Below are 16,932 nucleotides of genomic sequence, written 5' to 3'. Positions count from 1 at the left end.
GACCGAACCCACCGGGGACCGGGGACACAAAACCTCGCTCAGGCGGAAGACAACCACGAAGCCAAGAACGAAGAACAAGGGGAAGCGCGGCCGGTCGCGCACCCCACAGACGCAGCGCCCGCCGCGCGAGCCGGAGCAGTCGGTGGACCAGCTCGTCCAGCAGGTCCGCCCCCACGTCCCCGCCCTGCTCGCACGGGACGGCAACGAGTCCGTCACCCGGGTCCAGCTGCGGGAGATCCTCCGCCGCGAGGGCCTGAAGGGCGGCCGGAACGACCGGCTGAGCCTCGTCCTCCAAGAGCTGCGGAGCGACGACACCGCGAAGACAGGGAGCACCGCCCGATGAGGACCTGCCACCAGTTCGGCACCGTCCGTGCGGAGTACGAGCGGGAGATCGGCTTCATGCTCGCGCACTCCAAACGGCATGAGGGCAGGCCGGCGGCGAAGTCCAGCGCAAAGCAGGCTGCCTCGACGAAGCAGCGGATGGCCCGCGCGCTCAACAACCACGTCGGCCGCTGCCCCGAGTGCGGCTGAACCGACAAACCCCAGCTCAACGCCCCTATCTGGACGGGTGGTCCGACTTCGCGTCGGGCCACCGCTCCGCTTAAGGAGGTACGCCGTGATTTGGCGTCCCGCTCGCTCATCCGAGCCCACCACCGCCGAGGCCGACGCCTGGGCGGACATCCTGGTCCGCCGGCGTCTCCTGCACGCCGCCGTCCTCACGCCGACCGGCCAGTGGCTCGTCCAGGACCACCCCGACGGAGCCGTCCTCGTCCTCACGGGACCGGCCGACGTCCTCGCGCTGGCCGCGACCATCCAGCACCACACCCGCGCTATGAGGCCCGAATCCCGATGACGAACGCACCTAAGAACGGCACCACCCCGGAACCTGCTGGCGACTCCAACTCGGTCTCGGGGCGAGCAAGTTGGGGCGGAAGCGTAGCTTCCGCCGAACCCGCCCCCGAGGGGGCGGGAGAGGACCTGCACCGGGGGGCGCAGGTCCTTGAGGCTTCGACCGGGGGCGGATCGAAGCCGGGCGAGGAGGAGCAGCAGTCCGAGCGCCCCACACGCCGACAGCGCGCTCCTCGTGCCCGCCAGCGTCCGCGCCAGTCACCCGAGAAGAAGCGTCTGCACCAGCCCAACACGCGTTTCAATGATGCCGAGTTCACTCTGATCAAGTCCGCCGCCGCCCAGTGCAACCTGTCCGTCGCCGGATTCCTAGCCCGCTCCGCGCTCGCCGCCGCCCGCGACCTCGACCGCACCAGTGCCGAGATCGCCGACGAACGCGAGGTGATCACAGCCCTGTTCGACAGCCGGCGTCGGCTCGGCTGGGCCGGCAGCAACCTCAACCAGGCAGTCAAGGCCCTCAACTCCGGTGCAGACGTTCCTCAGCTCGAAGCGGCCGTCGCCGCCGTACGGCGGGCCGCCGACACCGCCCACGAAGCCGCCACACGGCTGGTCGAGGGCCACGGCTCATGATCCCCAGCGTCAACCCGTCCGGGTCGGACACCAGAGGTCTCCTCTACTACCTCTACGAGACCGGCAAGTACGAGGAACACACCGACCCCCATCTCGTCGCCTCCTTCGACGGCATGTCCCCCGACCCCGGCCGCGACCCGAACGCCACCCTCACCGACCTCCAGCAGCTCCTGGATCAGCCGATGATGGCTCTCGCCAAGCACGCTCGCCCGGCCAAGCACGTATGGCACACCTCCGTACGTGCTGACCCCGGCGACCGGATCCTGTCCGACGAGGAGTGGGCCGACATCGCCCGCCGCATCGTCGCCGCCACCGGCATCGACCCCGGCGAGGGACAGCCCGGCTGCCGCTGGGCGGCCGTACGACACGCCGACGACCACATCCACATCGTCGCCACCCTCGTGACCGAGGACGGCCACCGCCCCGACGACTTCCGCTCCGGCACCAGGGCCCAGGCCGAAGCCCGTCTCATCGAGAAGGAACTCGGCCTCCATCAGGTCACGCCGGGCGACGGCACCGCCGCACAGCGGCCCACCAGCGCCGAACGCCACAAGGCCGAGCGCCAGGGCCGCGAACGCACCGCCCGCGAGGAACTGCGCGAGACCGTACGACGTGCGGTGACCGGTGCGAGGTGTGACGAGGAGTTCTTCGACCGGCTCGCCGCCGCCGGCCTGCTGATCCGCAAGCGCGCAGCGCCCTCGGGTGACCTGCTCGGATACAAGGTCGCTCTGCCCGACGATCTGAACAATGACGGCGAGCCGGTGTTCTACCCCGGTGCGCGGTTGGCCCCCGACCTGTCGCTGCCCCGCATCCGGGAGCGCTGGTCCGGCGAGGCCCCGGACGCCTCTCCTTCCCGGCAGGAGGAAGTGATCCGTACGGGACCGGGCACTCCGGCCGCTGCCCGCCGCGGGACGGCATCGGCCGCGTGGCAGGCCGTGCTCGTCGTCGAGCACAGTGACGACGCGGACGTCGCCGCCCACATCGCAGCGGCCGACGAGGTCCTGGATGCCCTCGCCAAGACGTCCGCCGCCCACACCCGCCGCGAACTGCGCGACGCCGCAACGGCCTTCGAGCGGGCCTCGCGCTCCCACGTCCGCGCCGTACGCGGGCACGATCACGCGCTGCGGCAGGCCGCCCGTGACCTCGTCCACGGCGGCCCCGCCCTCGGCCGCGGTGAGGACGGGGCCACCACCGCGATGGCGATCGACATGCTGTTCTTCCTCATCACCGCCGCCGCACACTGGCATGCGAGGAAGGGCCACGCTCAGCAGGCCGAGGCCGCCACCCGTGCCGCAGAGCACCTGCGTACCGCCTACCAAGAGGCCGCCGCCCAGCCGCTCGGTGTGCTCTACCAGCGCGGCCGGCGTCTGAGCCGGCCGGTGCTCCAGCGGCAGACGGTACTTCTGCGCGAGGCGCTGCCGGGTCTGGCCGAGCAGATCCTCGCCGAGCCCGGCTGGTATGCCCTGGCGGCGACCATCGCGGAGACCGAAGCCGCCGGCCACGACCCGGCCGTGCTCCTGTCCGACGCCGTAGAGAGCCGCGAACTCGGCACGGCGGATTCCGTCAGTGACGTCCTGGTGTGGCGACTGCGGCGCCTGGCCGATCTGCCGGTCGACGCTACCGGGATACCGAAGAACAGCACGGTAAGGAACCCGGCGACCGTACGCCCGGCTGCGGCCCGAACCACCACCTTGGGCCGCCGTCTCGGTGAAGAGGCACCCGGCAACACACGATGAGCACCCGCCGGCGCGACTGCGCCCGTGCCTCAGAGGAACTCGTGGACGCCGCGCAATCTCGTACGCAGCTTCGCCTGAGTGGCCCGGCTGTCGAGTCGGACGTCGAGTGCGCCGGACAGTACGGTGGCGGCGCGGAGGCCCTCCGGCAGTCGGGAAGCATCGAGCCCGTCACGCCGAGCGACGAGAACACCCAGGCCGTGGCTTCCCTGATCATTGAGCGTGTTCAAGCGTCAGGGGAGGCATCGGGTGAGCGAGTGGTGGTTGGTGTGGGTACCGGATCCGGGACACTGGGGGACGGTACCCACAGAGGAAGCGTTCGGCGTACGGAATCTGCCAGAAGCTGTTGATCGGATCGGTCTGCGTGCGGGCGCTCCCGTGTTCTTGGCGCCGGACTGTTCAGTGGACCGAGACATGCTGGATTATGTTCCCTCTGCTGAATTCCAGTCCTTGGAACGGGAGTCGAAGCGGAATTACGGTCATTCAGGGTGCTGCGTTCCTGTATGCACACCTGTCCCATCTCGGCGATGGTGGCGAACGGTTCGCTCAACAGGGCGAACCGCCATAGGGCGCGTTCCGCGCGCTGCACAATCGACTCGTGACGATGACGTACACCGAGGTCGCTGGCGCGGACGGGGCCTGGACACGTTCGCTCCTCCGGGTGCTGGCCGCTCCCGTCGAACAGGTCCGGCGCGTGCTTACCGAGCTGGCGCTCACGTGGCCGGTGGCGGCATTCCTGCCTGGTGAGGCCGGTGCCCCGGTGACCGAGGTGGTGCTGTACCGGGACCCGAGCCGCACGTACGGTACGCCGACCCCCTCGGCATGCGACGCCGCCGTACGCAGACTCGCTGCGGCGACCGGCTGGGCACCTGAGCCCCGCCAGACACGCAATGGTGTGCTCGTCGGTCTTGGCCTGTGCGAAGGGTACGACGCCGCAGCCACGACACACTCACCCCATGAGGTGGCTGACCACCTCCTCGCAGTCAGCGCTTTCGGGTGGTACTGCCGAACAGCCCGGCTGGTGTCTGCCCGGCTCGTCGATCGAGCGGTCCGCTGGTACGAGGAGACCGGCGTCATCGTGCATGCGGAGGAACGACTGTCGGCAGCCATCGAGGCCGCCGCCTTCCACTGTGCCCAGGAGCGATACGTGGTGACCCACCTGACCGAGCGGCGCACGTACGCGCTCCAGCAGTCGAGCGACTGCGGCTCGCCACCTTGAGTGGACTCGCCGCCATCGCCGAGACCGGACAACGCCGCGACACATGCAGGACGACGTCCACTGGTGGGGGTGCGGTGGTTATGCTGGTGGACTCCGGGCAGTGCATGCTCGACCTCGGACAACCCGAGCGCGCTCACCAGCTCATCGACGAAGGAATGGCCCTCCTGCCCGGAGCCCGCGACAAGACCAAAGCGGTCTTCCTCACGTACGAGGCCAGCAGCTTCCTCAAAGCGGGCGAGGCCGACCGGGCCGCAGCTGCCGCCACCCAGTCGCTCGCCCTGGCTCAGAAGATCGGCGCGCCGCGCTGCGTCACCCTGGTGCGCGAACTTTCCCCAGGATTCAAGAAGTTCACCGGCGCCGACGGCGTCGACGACCTCCTCGAACGCGTGCGAGCGACGTGATCTCTCCGGCGCAGCCGCGCGGTCTGCTCCTCAGGTTGGGAGGGGCGCCTTCCTTCCCAACCTGATCACGGATCCCTGACCCGTGAAGATCACCAAGAAGGCGTTGCAGCGCCACTCGCACGCCAGACCCCAGTCGAGGGCAGTGACTCGAGTGTCAGAGACAGCACGGTCACGCCAGATCATCCGCACCCAATGCGGACGCTGGCAGGACGAGCTCACCGCCCCCGATGAGACAGACACCGCCGCCGACTTCGATTCTGGTGATCTGCTCGGTGCTGCCGTGCGCGACGGCGTACAGCGTGGACGGACGCCCGATGCTTGCCCCTTGCGACAGGGTGATCTGGCTGCCGGGTTCGACGAGGCCGTAGCGGACAAGATGAGCCGCCAGGGGGCCGGCGGCGGACCCGCAGGCGGGGTCCTCCGGTACGTAGTCGAAGGGGCTGAACATCCGGGTTGTGTACGCCAGCCCTTCGCCGGCGAAGACGTTGATGCGAGGGCCGCCCGCGATCCGTCCCAGGAGCGGAAAGTCCGGGACGATCCCCTCGACGGCCTCAACGGACTCCGCCGTCACGTAGAGGTGTGGAATGCCCGTGTCACTCACCTGGATGGGCAGCAGGCTGCGCTTCAGCCCGAGAGCCTCCAGCAGTTCCTCGTCTCGGTCGAAGTCGCTGATCTCGGGGAGCGGCTGCTCCATCCATGCGCGGTAGCGGCCGGGACCCTGCTGTGCCACCTTGACCGGCACCGGGCCCACGTTGGTCTCGATCCTGAGCGTGAGCTCGTCCGTCGGCAAGTCCCACTGTGCGGCGAGTACACAGGCGGTGCCGAGTAGCGGATGACCTGCGAAATCAATTTCGCAAACGCTGGACAGCATTCGAATCTTCGCATCGCCTCCAGCCTCGGGTGGTACGACAAAGACCGTCTCAGACAGATTCATCTCGCGGGCGATTGCTTGCATGGTTCTGGTACTGAGCCGCTCGCCGCCGCTGGTGAAGACGGCGAGCTGATTCCCGGCCAGGGCCACTTCGGTGAATACGTCCGCGAGTCGATATGGCAGCCTCTGAGGCGTGTTTGTCTCTGCCATGGATCCAAGCCTTCCCGAGGGAAATCAGATTGAGGTTGTTTCGAACTGCCAGAGGGACCATCAGGTGTAGCGCGGATCTCCACGAAGGCCGAGCCAGGGACGCGACTTCGGCTGAGGCAGCGTCGGCTCCAGGGCGGGTCGTGTGCGCGAACCTCACGCTGAACACAAGGGCTTGACAGGGAACGTGGCGACTCACGGCGTCGGCACCCGCAAGGTGGTGGACGCCGCTCTCGTCGGTGAAGGCCAGCTCCAGCAGGGCGGCGGCGAGGTCACCGACATGCACGGGGCAGCGGACGTCGTCGGTGAACAGGGCACCGGTTCGGGAGCCGGCCGCGAGGTCGTGCACGAGGCGTACATGCTCGGACTGGATGCCGCCGATGATCAGTGAGGTACGGGCGATGGCGGCGCCCGGGGCCAGAAGCCGGATGCCGGTCTCCGCCGCGGCCTTCGCTGCGCCGTACGGAGTGACGGGATCGGGGAGACAGGACTCGTCGTAGTGGACGCGAGCACCGGAGAACACGGCGTCACTGCTCACGTGAACGAGACGGCAGCCGTACTTCGCCGCCGCCATCGCCAGCCGGACGGAGCCATCGGCCGTGACAGCCCAGTTGGCGCTGCCGCTGCTCGCGTTGATGACCACGCAGGGGACGAGCGAGGCAACGACCTCTTCGACACGGTCGCCATCCCGCAAGTCCAGGTCGTACCACGTGGCCTCCAGGCTGCTGCCCGGCCTGGTCGCGAAGGTCGCCGCGGTGCGATGCCCGGCGGCAGATGCCTGACGGACCAACTCGGTGCCCAGGAACCCGCTGCCTCCGACAATAAGGACCGTCATGGCATGCCACGGTAGACGGTCCTCACCTCGCTCGAAGCGCCTCGCCCAGAGCGACCCCAACCCGAAGAAGCGAGGAAACACCTCATGACCTGCGGAAAATGACTGTGGGCTTTGTGAATTGAAACCGCCAGGGACGTGGGGCACGATCATGAAGCGAGTAGGACGAGGCAAGGGGAGGACGCCAGGGTGTTTTACCGAATACGACGCAGGGCCAAGGGGCCGAGCGAGGCGCAGCGCCAGTTCGCCGAGCTGCATGCGCAGCTGCAGAACCAGGTCCCGCCGGGCATCGGGGTACCGCCGGCCGAGCCGGAGCCCACCGAGCCGGCCGCCGTGGTCGACGACTTCCTCCCGCCGGAGCTGCGTGTGCCGAGCCATGACCAGCTCGACGGCAGGATAATGCCGTGGAGTCAGCCGCTCGTCCTCGACGGTGAGATGGCCGCCTGCGCCGAGTGCGGGGCGTACCGGGACTGGCTCATCCTCTCCACCCGCGGCCAGATCTTGCTGCGCTGCCGGGCCGGACACCAGCAGCAGGAAAGGCGCCTCGACACCGCCTGGTTCAACCGGCAGTTCGGGCCGGCGGACGCGACGCACGCCACGTTCGAGGACTGCCTGCGCCACCTCGGGCACTGACCACCACTCCTACGACCCCACCGGGCCTACGGGCCCGTACTGACCACCCGCCGCCTAGCACCAAGGGGGTCAGTACCGTCATGCGTGTTCGCGTCACCACCACCATCCTCGGCATCACCGCCGCCCTCCTCGCCGTACCGGCCTGCTCCACCGACACCGTCGGCACCAGGCCCGACACCGCGCCGTCCGCTCGTACGGGAAAGCCGGCCGACCCGGCCCAGCAGGCTGCTCCCCTCTCCTCGGCCGCGCTGGAGACGCGCCTGCTCGACGAGAGCGACCTCGGCGGCGGCTACCTCGCCAAGCCGGAGCGCCCCGCCCAGCACGCCGACGTCACCGTCATCGGCTGCCCAGCCCTGAGCGAGCTGGGTGGCAACGCCGCGGCCGGCGGCGCGCTCAGCTTCCCGCGCAAGGCGGAAGCGGCCTTCACCTACGGCGCCAGCTCCTCGGAGGTCGCCGAGGAGCTGTACAGCGACAGTGCGGACAAGCTGTCTGACAGCATCGGCCGGATCTTCGACGCCATGACGGGATGCAACACCTATCAGGTCATCTCGGGTGGCACTCCGATCGACATGGCCTCGCAGAGGCTGCCCGCGCACCGCGGGCTCGGTGACGAGCAGTGGAGCCAGCTCCTGACGTTTTCCACCGGAGGCCGGAGCACCGTGGTCAAGCAGACCGCGATCCGCGACGGCAGTCTGCTGCTGATCGTCTCCGGTTCCCCGGCCCTCGTCGACCGGCACCTCGGCAAGGCCCTCGCCAAGGCCACAGCGACGAGCTGACACCGGATCCGTCTGCCCCGGCCGCCACCGTGCGGCCGGGGCTCCGCCGTACTGGGGCGCGCATACGCCACTGCCTGATGCGCCCTCACTGGTAGGTACGCCTGTTCCTTCCAGCTGGCGAGGCCAGCATGCGCGAAGCCCGGCCTCCCTCTTACGGGAAGGCCGGGCTTGGTTGGTGCTCGGCGAGGCGGGCGGGGTCCGTGGGCGCCATTCCCGCGTCGGGGCTCACAGGCCCGGGGATGCCTTCGGGCGTACCGCGGTCCGCCCGCCTCTCCCGCTCCGGCCGAGAGCGGGGGCGTTCGCCGCCGGACACCGGCGGTGAACGCCTCCGCTCTCGGATCGAGCGAGTGCGCCGAGCTGTTATCGGGCCCGGTAGCGACCGAGCACGTGTCGATAGATCGTCTGCGTGCTGACCCCGAAGGTCCGCGCCGTGGCGGTGACGGTGGTGCCGGGAGCGGCGAGCATGTCGCGAGCGAGCGCGATCTGCTCTTCGTCCAGTGGTTTGCGACTGGGGCGGGATGGAGCACGGTCGGCGGTAGGGTCGTAGCCGAAGGCGGTGGCGTCCTCGTACGGCAGGCCGGAGGTCATACAGCGGTAGAGGCACAGGACGATCTTCCGGCCCAGCTTCCTCAACGCCGTGGCGTGCGCGTCGCCTGCACAGCGGCGCATCTTGTAGTACGCCTGGGCGCCCGGTGAGTGGCTGACCATAGAGAAGGCCACCGCGTGCACCGTGCTCCGCAGGTGCGTGGACGACGCCCGACGGAACGTGACCCGCACGGTGTGGCCGGAAGCCCAGGTAACCGGGGCAACACCCGCGTAGGCGGCGAGGGAGCGCCCGCTGCCGAAGCGCTCGACGGGGCGGTCCCCGATCTCCGCCAGAAGGTAAGCGCCCAGGATGTCGCCGACTCCTGGAACACCTGTCACCAGCGGGTGAAACGGATGGGCCGTATAGTGCTGCGCCAAGTCCCGCTGCAGGTCGTCGGCCCGCCGCACCGCATGGTCGAGGGTCGCCAGGAGATGCCCGAGGCGCAGAGCCTCGGCGGCTTCGACACGGGAGTCGAGGAGCATCACCGGGCGGGAGAAGATCATACGCAGGCGCTCGGCCTCGTCCTGGACCGTGCGTTTCCTGCCCGCCGCGGTCAACAGCGCCGCCAGGCTGGTGCGATCCAGTCGGGCCGCGGCACGCGGGCTGGGGGCGGCAGTGAGGACGGCTCGCGCCTGGCGACTGCGCAGCCCGCCGACACCAGCCGGCCACGCCCATACGGCCGCCGGCCAGATACGCATCAACGCCGCTCGCAGAGAGTGCAGAGCTTCGACTCGGTGGGCCACCGCCGCCCGGTGGGCATGCGCCACGACGCGCAGTGCCTGCGCCTCGGGAGAGTTCGCGACGAGTGGACGGTACTCGCCCGCCAGGGTCATCGAGGCGATCAGCCTCGCATCGGCGCGGTCCGTCTTGGAAATCCCCCGGGCCATGCGGTGACGAGCGGCACGGGTCGGATCCACATGAACCACGTTCATCCCCGACGCCGCCAGCGAGCGGGCGAACAAGATGTTCACGTCCTCGATCCCGGTGACCGTCGCTCGCCACCTGCGCCCCAACGGCGCGAGGAACTCCCGGTAGCGGGCGACGGGGTCCGGGCTCTCGGCGTAGACGATCCGGGTCTCGCCCAGGACGGCTCCGGACCGGTCGATAACGGCGACGTCGAGCCACTGGTCCGACCAGTCGCATCCGGCGAAGAGCAAGCAACCACCTCCAAGGGGCAGGAGAAGAAGGACGTGTCCGGGCCCTAGCTGGCCGGGGCGCGCAGGAGGCGCTCCTGGGTGGCCGCGGGCAGCACCCGGCGCAGGACCGGTGCGGTCGAGCTGAGGGAGGCGGCGAACGCGGCGACGAGGTCGTGCGGGACGCTGGCGGCGAAGGAGGCCGCCCACAGGCAGGGGGCACCGAGCGCGGGCTCGGCCCACGCCTGCCATCCGACGGGTCCCGCCTCGTCGGCCTCGGTGGTCAGGGCGCGCGGATCGGCGTCCTGGATGAGAGGCGGCACCTCGCCGAGGCTGATGTGCGAGGTGAACGTGGGATCCGTTGCCGCCGCCTGGGGCTGGTCGATGTCGCGGAGCCAGCCATGTGCGACGACGGCGTCGAGGACCAGCTCGGGTCCTGCAAGCGGCACGGCGGGCTGGCCGCGGGCGTCGAGCGCGACGAGGAAGTCGGTCACGGCCTCGCCGGGGACGTCGGTGGTGAAGTAGGACGACCACGCCGCGAGCGGGCTGGCCGTGTCCGCGCGGGCCGAGACCTGCCAGGCGATCGGCAGGTCGCCCAGGTGGAACGGCTCGTCCGCCAGGCTCCATTGCGCCCAGCGCAGGGCGTCGGGGCTGATGTGCAGGACGGTGCTGCGCAGGACCTGGCGGTCCTCCGGTGTTTCGTCCGGCTCGTGCCGTCCGCGGACGATCGTCAGGCTCGTCCAGCCCAGGCCGCAGAGCGTGTCGGCGACGGCGTCGTAGAGGCGCCCATCGTCGCCGGCCAGATGCCGGGGACCGACCCAGAACGCGGGCCGGCTGCCGCGCGGAGTGGACGGGTCGAGCGGGAAGTCGGGGTACAGGGGCGCCTCCAAGGGCTCGGTGCGGGTCTACTTGGCGCCGGCGCGGCGGCGGGGGCGGCGAGGGGGCGCCTGAACGGGGCCCTGCCAGGTCAGGTTGACGGCCACCTCGGGCGGCAGATGGCCGAGTTGTGCGTCCTCCTCCCGCCCTTCGGCGAGGTAGACGACGGTCCGGCCGGTCTCGTCCACGGACTGCACGACCTGCGCCAGGCGGTGTGCCATCGGGAAGAACGGATTCATGGCCTGGCGGACCGGAGCACTCCGGTCGCAGCCGGACAGCAGGTCGATGAGATCACCGACGGTCATCTCCGGGGACGTCACGAACAGCCTCCTGGGGTGAAGGGAAAGGGGGAGCGATGGAACGGGCCGGCCGCAGGCCAGCCCTCCGAGCGAGGGCTGTTCGGGGGGAGTCAGCACGGTCATACGCGGCGTGAGGTCTCCAGCACGCGCGCTACGGCGGCGGCGACGATGTCGGCCGGCGTCTCGGTGTCGAACGACAGGCGGTAGCCGGGGACCTTGGCCGTGCCAGCGACGGCGATTGTCCATCCCACGCCATCCGTGCCGGAACGTCCGTTCGGGAACCAGCCGAGGTAGAAACGGCCGTCCTTCGAGCTGACGTGCACATCCGCACGGTCGTCCACGATCAGGTGGAAGTCGTCCGCTGCGAACTGGTCTGTCACGAGCGTGGGCCGCCCGGGGCCGAGCTGCCATTCACGCAGCCGCAGAGCTTCGATGGTGGTGGAGAGACCAGGGCCGACGGGCGCTACGGTCACAAGCAATCACCTCTCTGACCTGGCGTTTCTTGCAATTCGTCTACGTTGGCATGACCTCGACCGCGTTGGCCAGTCTTTCCGCGGTCTTTCCTGTCTGCCCCCGGCGAACTGCCGATTTCACGCGCCATCCAATCGAGGCGTTTGACAACGAACTAAGCCGTTTCGCCTTTTGTGACAGTGAACGTGAACCTAGTTGTGCGGGGTAGAAGCCAGTGATGTGATAGCGGACCTGGTTGTGCCAGACGTCGAATTCCATGACCCAGAACTCGGCCAGGTCATCCACGACGCTCAGTGCCGGGTGGGTGCCAGCGGTAGGCCGGTACAGGGGTATGGCCACTGGAACCGGGCATTCGCCGAACAAGGAGTCGGCGTAGAAGGCCCGGGCTGTCACCATGTGTTCCGCGAGCGCACCGGTCGCGTGGTATTCGGCCGGCACCTGATGGAGGAGACCGTCCAGCTCGATCACGATTGCGCGGTGACGCCTTCCCATCCGTGCGTGGGATGGCTCCCAGGTCACTGGGTCACGGCCAGGTGCGAGGGGAGCGGGATGTCATAGTGCATCCAAGAGCGCACGGCTGCAGCGGTATGGGATCTGCCGGAACCGAGAGCGCGGTATCCGTCAAAGGTCCAGCCCGTCACTTCCAGGAAGGTGCCGCAGCCTGTGCTGATGTCCAGTTCTGTGTTGAGGAAGGCGGGCCGCTTGGCCACCGCGAAGCCCTGCCAGGCGCGGTCCCAGCGGAACAGCGTGCCGAACTCCGGGTCGTCCCACACCATGAGGCGGTTGCGCGCGTGGGCGGCTCGGCAGTCGAGAATCCAGAGGTCTGCGTGAGCCTCCCGGCCGGCGACTTCAACCGGAGCAAGCGGATGGGCCTGGATTTCTGCCCGCTTGCCGCAGCGCAGCATGCAGTCGGCTCTGCGGTTGCCGAGTGGGATCTCGGTGGCCACGCCCCAGTTCTTGACTTCTTTGTGCCACGTGGACTCGGTCACAGGGCGCCCGCGTACCGGAGAAGCTCGGCGTCTTCGTCGTCCAGGCCCAGGGCCTGGGCTCCGACCTCGGCAAGGTAGTCGGCGAGGTGAAGATGCCAGGGATGCTGTCGATGCCGACGACGAGCCGGTCGTAGCGCTTGAACAGGGCGAGGATGCGGTTCCCGCGGACCCTGTGTTCCTTGGCTCCTTGGGCGGATTCCTTGGCCGCGCTCTCAAGCCGGTCCGCTTCCATGAAGTCGCGCTCCGCAAGAGGAGGCAGGACTTCCATGATGCGGTCGAGATCTTCCAGCACGAGTTGCTGGGCGGACTTCTCCGTCAGCTCGCCGCCCTCACCGATCAGGACCTTCGCCACGACCCTTTCGTCGTCGGATCCCCGGCTGGGGGGCGCCTGGTTCCTGGAGTTCATGACCGTGAACGAGCCTCGGGCGCCAGGCTGACCACCCTCACCGGCAGAGGCTCGCGCATCCTGCACCAATCGCTCCGACCCGTGGCGTGCGGACTGTTCGGCAGGTTGAGCGTCTGCCGGGCGTGCGGCACCACGGTGTTCCAACGCCTTATGCGGCGTCCTCCGTCGGTACCGGGTGCCGGACAGCCTTCTTCACGTCCATCTCAACCGAGACCCGGTCCTTGCCCTCCGCCTTCGCGTACGCCGTCACCTTCGTCTGGAACTCCGCCGACGCGTCGAACCAGGGCTTCCACGCCTCTGCGCTGTAGGGCAAGCCCTTGACAGCGTCGTTCGCCTCGACGGCAGCGCGCTCCAGGTTGATCAGGTCATCGAACGAAATAGCGGTCACGTCGGAGGATCTTACGTCCGGCCACGGCAAGGCCGGTCCCTCGCGTCCGTGGTCGGCGAGCTGAGACAATCGGGTTGCGCGGCCCCCTTTCCCGGCCTGATCCTTTTGGGTTCGCCTCATTCGCACCTGAAGGGCCGCACCGGTGACCTCGACGACCAACGACCCCCTCGCCGCGCTCCAGGCCGTGGACCCGCGTGTCCTGCATTTCACGCCGTTCGGCCTCGGCGGAGCCATGCGGCCCGAGGACGCCGCGGACTATCAGCAGCGCCTGATCAGCAACCTGGTCCTCGCCGACGAGGTGGCGCAGGCCACCCGCCAGAAGTTCGAGCAGCTGCGCGCCGGCTACGCCCAGGGGCTGTTGTGCTACGACCTGTTCACGCTGGTCTCGGACGCCGCCAAGATGACGCTGGAGCAGGCGCTGCGGGACCGGTTCGCCGCCCTCCACAACGGCACCGTCACCGCCCGGAACGAGGCAGGCCGCGAGCATCAGATCGCCTACACGAGCTACGCAGACTTCCACGGCAAGTACAGGAAGCTCCGCAAGCCCGAGATCCGGATGGGCAGTTCGAACACCTGGACCCCGTTCAACGGAATGCTCGACGGACTGCTGAGGTGGGCGCGGCGCGAGGGCCTGCTGCGTGGCCAGCGAAACCGCGGCGTCGAGGGGGCGAAGAAGGCTCTGCGGAACGTCACCGCCCACGGCATGTTCCACCTCCTCACTCCCGTCGACGTATACAGGGATCTGTCCGACCTCGCGGAGATCATCAACCATTTGTGGGGCCACTCGACGCCGGGAGGCCGGCTCTACCCGGCACCGATCCCGCGCGACGTGGTCGCCATCCGATGGAACACCACCACCGGCTCCGTGAGGGCCGGGCACGCAGCCCAGCTCGCCGACCAGCAAGAGCAAGAGGAGGAGGACGGGTTCACCTTCGTACTCGTGCGCGCGGTCTTCTGGCCCGGGGAGCGGGAGGATCCCAATCTGATGGAGTACGACGCCAGGAACGCCACCACACATTTTCCGGCGGAGTATCTGTGGGGCCCCGGCAGCCGCGCGCAGGCCATCGCGTGGCTTGAGCAGGAAGCGCCCGAGGCGGACAGCTGCGACAGCCTGGACCAGGTCTTCGTGATCCGCGTCCACGACGGCCGCATCCACCTTCCGATGTACCCAGGCGTCGGTGCGGCGCTCCTGCCCCCGGAGCAGCAGGGATCCTGGTATGCGGTCCGCGCCGACGGCCCGGCTGAGGTGTTCGCGCACACGCGCGCCGTGTCGGCTGCGGCAAACGGGCATGTCCGGACCGGAGAGTGCGGGCAGTGCCCCGTGGAGACCATCGCCAGTGGAGACCTCGTCACGGTCCTCCGGGCCGCGCGGGCCGCCGGCGCCGACATCAGCCCGCGGCCGACGCCCGACGTGCGCACTCCGTTCGCCGACCTGATGGCTCCCCGGTCGGTCGCCGCCTCGCCCTGACGTGAGAAGTCCCGCCCGGGTCTGTCGCCGTCGGGGACGGGGGCGGGATGCCGTCGCTACCGCCATGGCCTCGACCTGGTGGACGAGGAAGTTGACTGCGCCGTACGACCGCTCCACGTGCCCGTCCAGGAGGACTGCGGGGGCTTCCAGCAGGGTGCGGTGGCAGCGTTCCCGCACGGGAGGGGAGAAGACGAGGTTGACCATGCCGGTCTCGTCCTCCAATGCGCTGAAGGCGACGCCGTTGGCGGTGGGCAGGCGCTGGAGGTATGTGGCAAGGTGCGCCGAGTTTGCCTCACAGCCGAGTATGGCCGCCATTCCGTGGCCACGCCACGGGGGATCCAAGGTCGCCCGGTCCATGACACACAACCCGGATGTAGGGTCCGCGACCCTCGTGCGCACTGGTTCCTGCGCGAAGTTCGAGATCCGAGGCACGTAAGCAGTGGCGGTGTCGGTGGATCTTGCGCAATCAGTGGTTCTCCGCGAGCGAAGTCGGTGACGGAGAGACATCCATGGTCTGGGGAACCGGACAAGCTCTTCGGTGAAGAACTCGTCCAGCTCATCCGGTCCTTGAGCATCACGCCACAGGAGTGACGGTCCTCCGCAACACGCGCGCCTGCGAGCTAATGCGGACTAAGCGCCTGTCAACCGTTGCAGGCCGCGCAGCGCTTGAGCGTCATCTTCGGCGTTTCCCGTGGTTCGGATGTGGGGGTGCATGGCGTCGAAAGCGGTGACCGCTTGGCAGGCGGCTTCTGCCTCGGCTGCGGCTTCCGTGACGTCATCCCGGGACCGCCGGCCTTCCTGGGCGTACTCCTGCATGATCTGTAGGTTCTGCAGATCCTTGTCTCTCGCGCGGGCCAACTCTCTCCGCTGTTCGGCCAAGGCGTCGCGTCCGGTCGTGGCATCGGGTGGAATCACTGCTTCAGTTTCCCACCAGGGACGCGGTACCCCGCGTGTTTCTCCCGAAAGATCACAAGAGATCAACACAGACAGCTACGGACTGCAACCATCGCGCACCGAACCCTGGTTTTGCGCATTCACTGCGCATCCTCAGCCGACATTGCGCATTGGACCGCGGACCCTACACCGGAGCCGACGTACTCCAGCAACTCGCTGACTTCGCTGGTGAAGGAGCCCGTCTCGGGATCGAGGAGGACCTGGGCGGACTCGTGCACCTCCTCGGATTCCTCCTCCATCGTCCGGAATACATTCCGGACACCGTCGAGGTCCACCCGGTAGAACGTCATCGACCCCCACGGTGGCGTCCTTGACCGTGCACGCGGGGCCCTCCGCGGTGACGCAGCTGCTCGTGGCCGCCAGCCCCTGGCCTCCGTCGTGCCCACGCCGGCGGTGAAGGACAGACACGGTCCATCGCTCCAGCGTGTCGGCCTGCGAGGTGTCCCAGAGTCCGTCGTCGTAGGAGATGCGCAGGTACAGGTCGCCGGGATCACCGGAAAGACGAGGCCGCCTACTCCCCCGGTGAACTTAGACGTTCAGGTCCTGCACGATGGCCTCAAGAACCGTACCCGAAGCCTCGATGGAGGTGGGCATCACGACACCGACCACCGTTCGGTGCGCGGCGCCGCCCGACAGCAGCGACAGCTCGGGCACCTTGGTCACGATCCGCAGGGCCCTGCGTCCCGGGGCCCCTTCGATCCGGTAGCCGGGGTCGAGGCGGGAGAGCCATCCGTGGTCCACTGCCACCGCGGCACCCCGTAGGGCGCCGATGCGCAGGCTGCGGGTCACCCAGTGCGACCAGACGACCTCGCTCCAGTCCGAGCCGTCGGCCGGGTCCGGGATGACGTCTGAGAGGTCGGGGTGCTGCTCAGCCACCCAGCGTGAGGGCTGCGCTTTGCGCAGGACCCACTGTCCGTCCCGGTCGACCTCGCCAGGGTCGAGCCCTGGGGTGAGGCGCATGTCGAGAGCGACGTGGCCGTCGGTGATCCGGTCGCCGTGGACCCAGACCTTGTCCTTATTGACGACCCAGTCGCAGAGCCGCTCCATTGACGCTGTCACTCGTTGTGCTCCCAGAAGAGATCGTTGCCCCTCCACAGTAGGGCGGGGAGCACGGAAAGCCCCTAATCCTTTGTGAAGGCGGTTTCAGGAAGTCCCGGATGGGGCTCCTGAGCTGTCGGAGTGACGGACGCCTATGTACTTCCTGGCCCTGTGAG

Annotated in this window: 21 protein-coding genes and 3 pseudogenes; 10 read left to right on the top strand and 14 right to left on the bottom strand. The window is 68.7% G+C overall.

Annotation, left to right across the window (positions count from 1 at the left end; translation table 11 throughout):
* From AB0D14_RS36040 to AB0D14_RS36020, 5 genes and pseudogenes are all read left to right on the top strand, one after another.
* Window positions 1–343: pseudogene (locus tag AB0D14_RS36040) on the top strand (hypothetical protein); the annotation flags it as partial.
* The gene (locus AB0D14_RS36035) at window positions 340–531 is read left to right on the top strand and encodes a hypothetical protein (protein ID WP_362787329.1); all 192 of its coding nucleotides are present in this window, start codon (window positions 340–342) and stop codon (window positions 529–531) included. The pseudogene AB0D14_RS36040 and the gene AB0D14_RS36035, both read left to right, overlap by 4 nt.
* 85 nt (window positions 532–616) lie before the next feature.
* Window positions 617–853: a hypothetical protein gene (locus tag AB0D14_RS36030; protein ID WP_362787328.1), complete on the top strand. Its 237-nt coding sequence runs from the start codon at window positions 617–619 to the stop codon at window positions 851–853.
* A complete protein-coding gene (locus AB0D14_RS36025) occupies window positions 850–1,476 on the top strand; it encodes a hypothetical protein (protein WP_362787327.1) in 627 nt (208 codons plus the stop codon). Before AB0D14_RS36030 ends, AB0D14_RS36025 begins: the two co-directional genes overlap by 4 nt.
* Window positions 1,473–3,212, top strand: a complete 1,740-nt coding sequence (locus AB0D14_RS36020; protein ID WP_362787326.1) for a relaxase/mobilization nuclease domain-containing protein — start codon at window positions 1,473–1,475, stop codon at window positions 3,210–3,212. The genes AB0D14_RS36025 and AB0D14_RS36020 overlap by 4 nt, the downstream gene beginning before the upstream one ends.
* A 29-nt stretch (window positions 3,213–3,241) precedes the next feature.
* Here the strand turns inward: AB0D14_RS36020 and AB0D14_RS36015 are convergent.
* Window positions 3,242–3,412 (bottom strand): annotated as a pseudogene (locus AB0D14_RS36015) (dTDP-4-dehydrorhamnose reductase); the annotation flags it as partial.
* Between the two features lie 395 nt (window positions 3,413–3,807).
* Here AB0D14_RS36015 and AB0D14_RS36010 point away from each other — a divergent pair.
* On the top strand, window positions 3,808–4,428 hold the full coding sequence (locus AB0D14_RS36010; protein WP_362787325.1) for a hypothetical protein: 621 nt from the start codon (window positions 3,808–3,810) through the stop codon (window positions 4,426–4,428).
* 80 nt (window positions 4,429–4,508) lie between these two features.
* Window positions 4,509–4,829 (top strand): hypothetical protein, encoded by a 321-nt coding sequence (locus AB0D14_RS36005; RefSeq protein ID WP_362787324.1) that lies wholly within the window; start codon window positions 4,509–4,511, stop codon window positions 4,827–4,829.
* A 169-nt stretch (window positions 4,830–4,998) separates the two neighbouring features.
* Here AB0D14_RS36005 and AB0D14_RS36000 read toward each other — a convergent pair whose 3' ends face one another.
* Window positions 4,999–5,910, bottom strand: coding sequence for a PhzF family phenazine biosynthesis protein (locus AB0D14_RS36000; protein ID WP_362787323.1), 912 nt, complete (start codon window positions 5,908–5,910; stop codon window positions 4,999–5,001).
* Window positions 5,911–6,034: 124 nt separating this feature from the next.
* Window positions 6,035–6,742, bottom strand: a pseudogene (locus tag AB0D14_RS35995) (sugar nucleotide-binding protein); the annotation flags it as partial.
* Between the two features lie 186 nt (window positions 6,743–6,928).
* On the opposite strand from AB0D14_RS35995, the gene AB0D14_RS35990 reads away from it, so the two are divergent.
* Entirely contained in the window at window positions 6,929–7,372 is a 444-nt protein-coding gene (locus tag AB0D14_RS35990) for a hypothetical protein (RefSeq protein ID WP_362787322.1), read from the top strand.
* An 80-nt stretch (window positions 7,373–7,452) separates the two neighbouring features.
* A complete protein-coding gene (locus AB0D14_RS35985) occupies window positions 7,453–8,148 on the top strand; it encodes a hypothetical protein (protein WP_362787321.1) in 696 nt (231 codons plus the stop codon).
* A gap of 360 nt (window positions 8,149–8,508) precedes the next feature.
* On the opposite strand, the gene AB0D14_RS35980 is transcribed toward AB0D14_RS35985, so the two are convergent.
* From AB0D14_RS35980 to AB0D14_RS35945, 8 genes are all read right to left on the bottom strand, one after another.
* A complete protein-coding gene (locus AB0D14_RS35980) occupies window positions 8,509–9,891 on the bottom strand; it encodes an IS110 family transposase (RefSeq protein WP_362787320.1) in 1,383 nt (460 codons plus the stop codon).
* A 44-nt stretch (window positions 9,892–9,935) separates the two neighbouring features.
* A complete protein-coding gene (locus AB0D14_RS35975) occupies window positions 9,936–10,757 on the bottom strand; it encodes a DUF317 domain-containing protein (RefSeq protein WP_362787319.1) in 822 nt (273 codons plus the stop codon).
* Between the two features lie 15 nt (window positions 10,758–10,772).
* A complete protein-coding gene (locus AB0D14_RS35970) occupies window positions 10,773–11,063 on the bottom strand; it encodes a hypothetical protein (protein WP_362787318.1) in 291 nt (96 codons plus the stop codon).
* 98 nt (window positions 11,064–11,161) lie between these two features.
* Window positions 11,162–11,515 carry a DUF317 domain-containing protein gene (locus AB0D14_RS35965; RefSeq protein WP_362787317.1) on the bottom strand — a complete coding sequence of 118 codons (354 nt, stop codon included), beginning with the start codon at window positions 11,513–11,515 and terminating at the stop codon, window positions 11,162–11,164.
* Between the two features lie 40 nt (window positions 11,516–11,555).
* Window positions 11,556–11,981 (bottom strand): hypothetical protein, encoded by a 426-nt coding sequence (locus tag AB0D14_RS35960; RefSeq protein WP_362787316.1) that lies wholly within the window; start codon window positions 11,979–11,981, stop codon window positions 11,556–11,558.
* A 47-nt stretch (window positions 11,982–12,028) separates the two neighbouring features.
* Window positions 12,029–12,289, bottom strand: a complete 261-nt coding sequence (locus tag AB0D14_RS35955) for a hypothetical protein (RefSeq protein WP_362787315.1) — start codon at window positions 12,287–12,289, stop codon at window positions 12,029–12,031.
* Between the two features lie 73 nt (window positions 12,290–12,362).
* Entirely contained in the window at window positions 12,363–12,854 is a 492-nt protein-coding gene (locus tag AB0D14_RS35950) for a hypothetical protein (protein ID WP_362787314.1), read from the bottom strand.
* A 202-nt stretch (window positions 12,855–13,056) separates the two neighbouring features.
* On the bottom strand, window positions 13,057–13,296 hold the full coding sequence (locus tag AB0D14_RS35945; protein WP_362787313.1) for a hypothetical protein: 240 nt from the start codon (window positions 13,294–13,296) through the stop codon (window positions 13,057–13,059).
* A 142-nt stretch (window positions 13,297–13,438) separates the two neighbouring features.
* Here AB0D14_RS35945 and AB0D14_RS35940 point away from each other — a divergent pair, with 142 nt between their 5' ends.
* Window positions 13,439–14,764, top strand: coding sequence for a hypothetical protein (locus tag AB0D14_RS35940; protein ID WP_362787312.1), 1,326 nt, complete (start codon window positions 13,439–13,441; stop codon window positions 14,762–14,764).
* Between the two features lie 630 nt (window positions 14,765–15,394).
* Here AB0D14_RS35940 and AB0D14_RS35935 read toward each other — a convergent pair.
* From AB0D14_RS35935 to AB0D14_RS35925, 3 genes are all read right to left on the bottom strand, one after another.
* Entirely contained in the window at window positions 15,395–15,679 is a 285-nt protein-coding gene (locus AB0D14_RS35935; RefSeq protein WP_362787311.1) for a hypothetical protein, read from the bottom strand.
* A gap of 119 nt (window positions 15,680–15,798) precedes the next feature.
* Window positions 15,799–16,008: a hypothetical protein gene (locus AB0D14_RS35930; protein WP_362787310.1), complete on the bottom strand. Its 210-nt coding sequence runs from the start codon at window positions 16,006–16,008 to the stop codon at window positions 15,799–15,801.
* Between the two features lie 238 nt (window positions 16,009–16,246).
* The gene (locus tag AB0D14_RS35925; RefSeq protein WP_362787309.1) at window positions 16,247–16,777 is read right to left on the bottom strand and encodes a hypothetical protein; all 531 of its coding nucleotides are present in this window, start codon (window positions 16,775–16,777) and stop codon (window positions 16,247–16,249) included.
* Between the last annotated feature and the right edge of the window lie 155 nt (window positions 16,778–16,932).

Source organism: Streptomyces sp. NPDC048484, from assembly GCF_040651415.1.
GTDB lineage: Bacteria > Actinomycetota > Actinomycetes > Streptomycetales > Streptomycetaceae > Streptomyces.
This window is presented reverse-complemented; position numbering and strand designations above follow the sequence as displayed.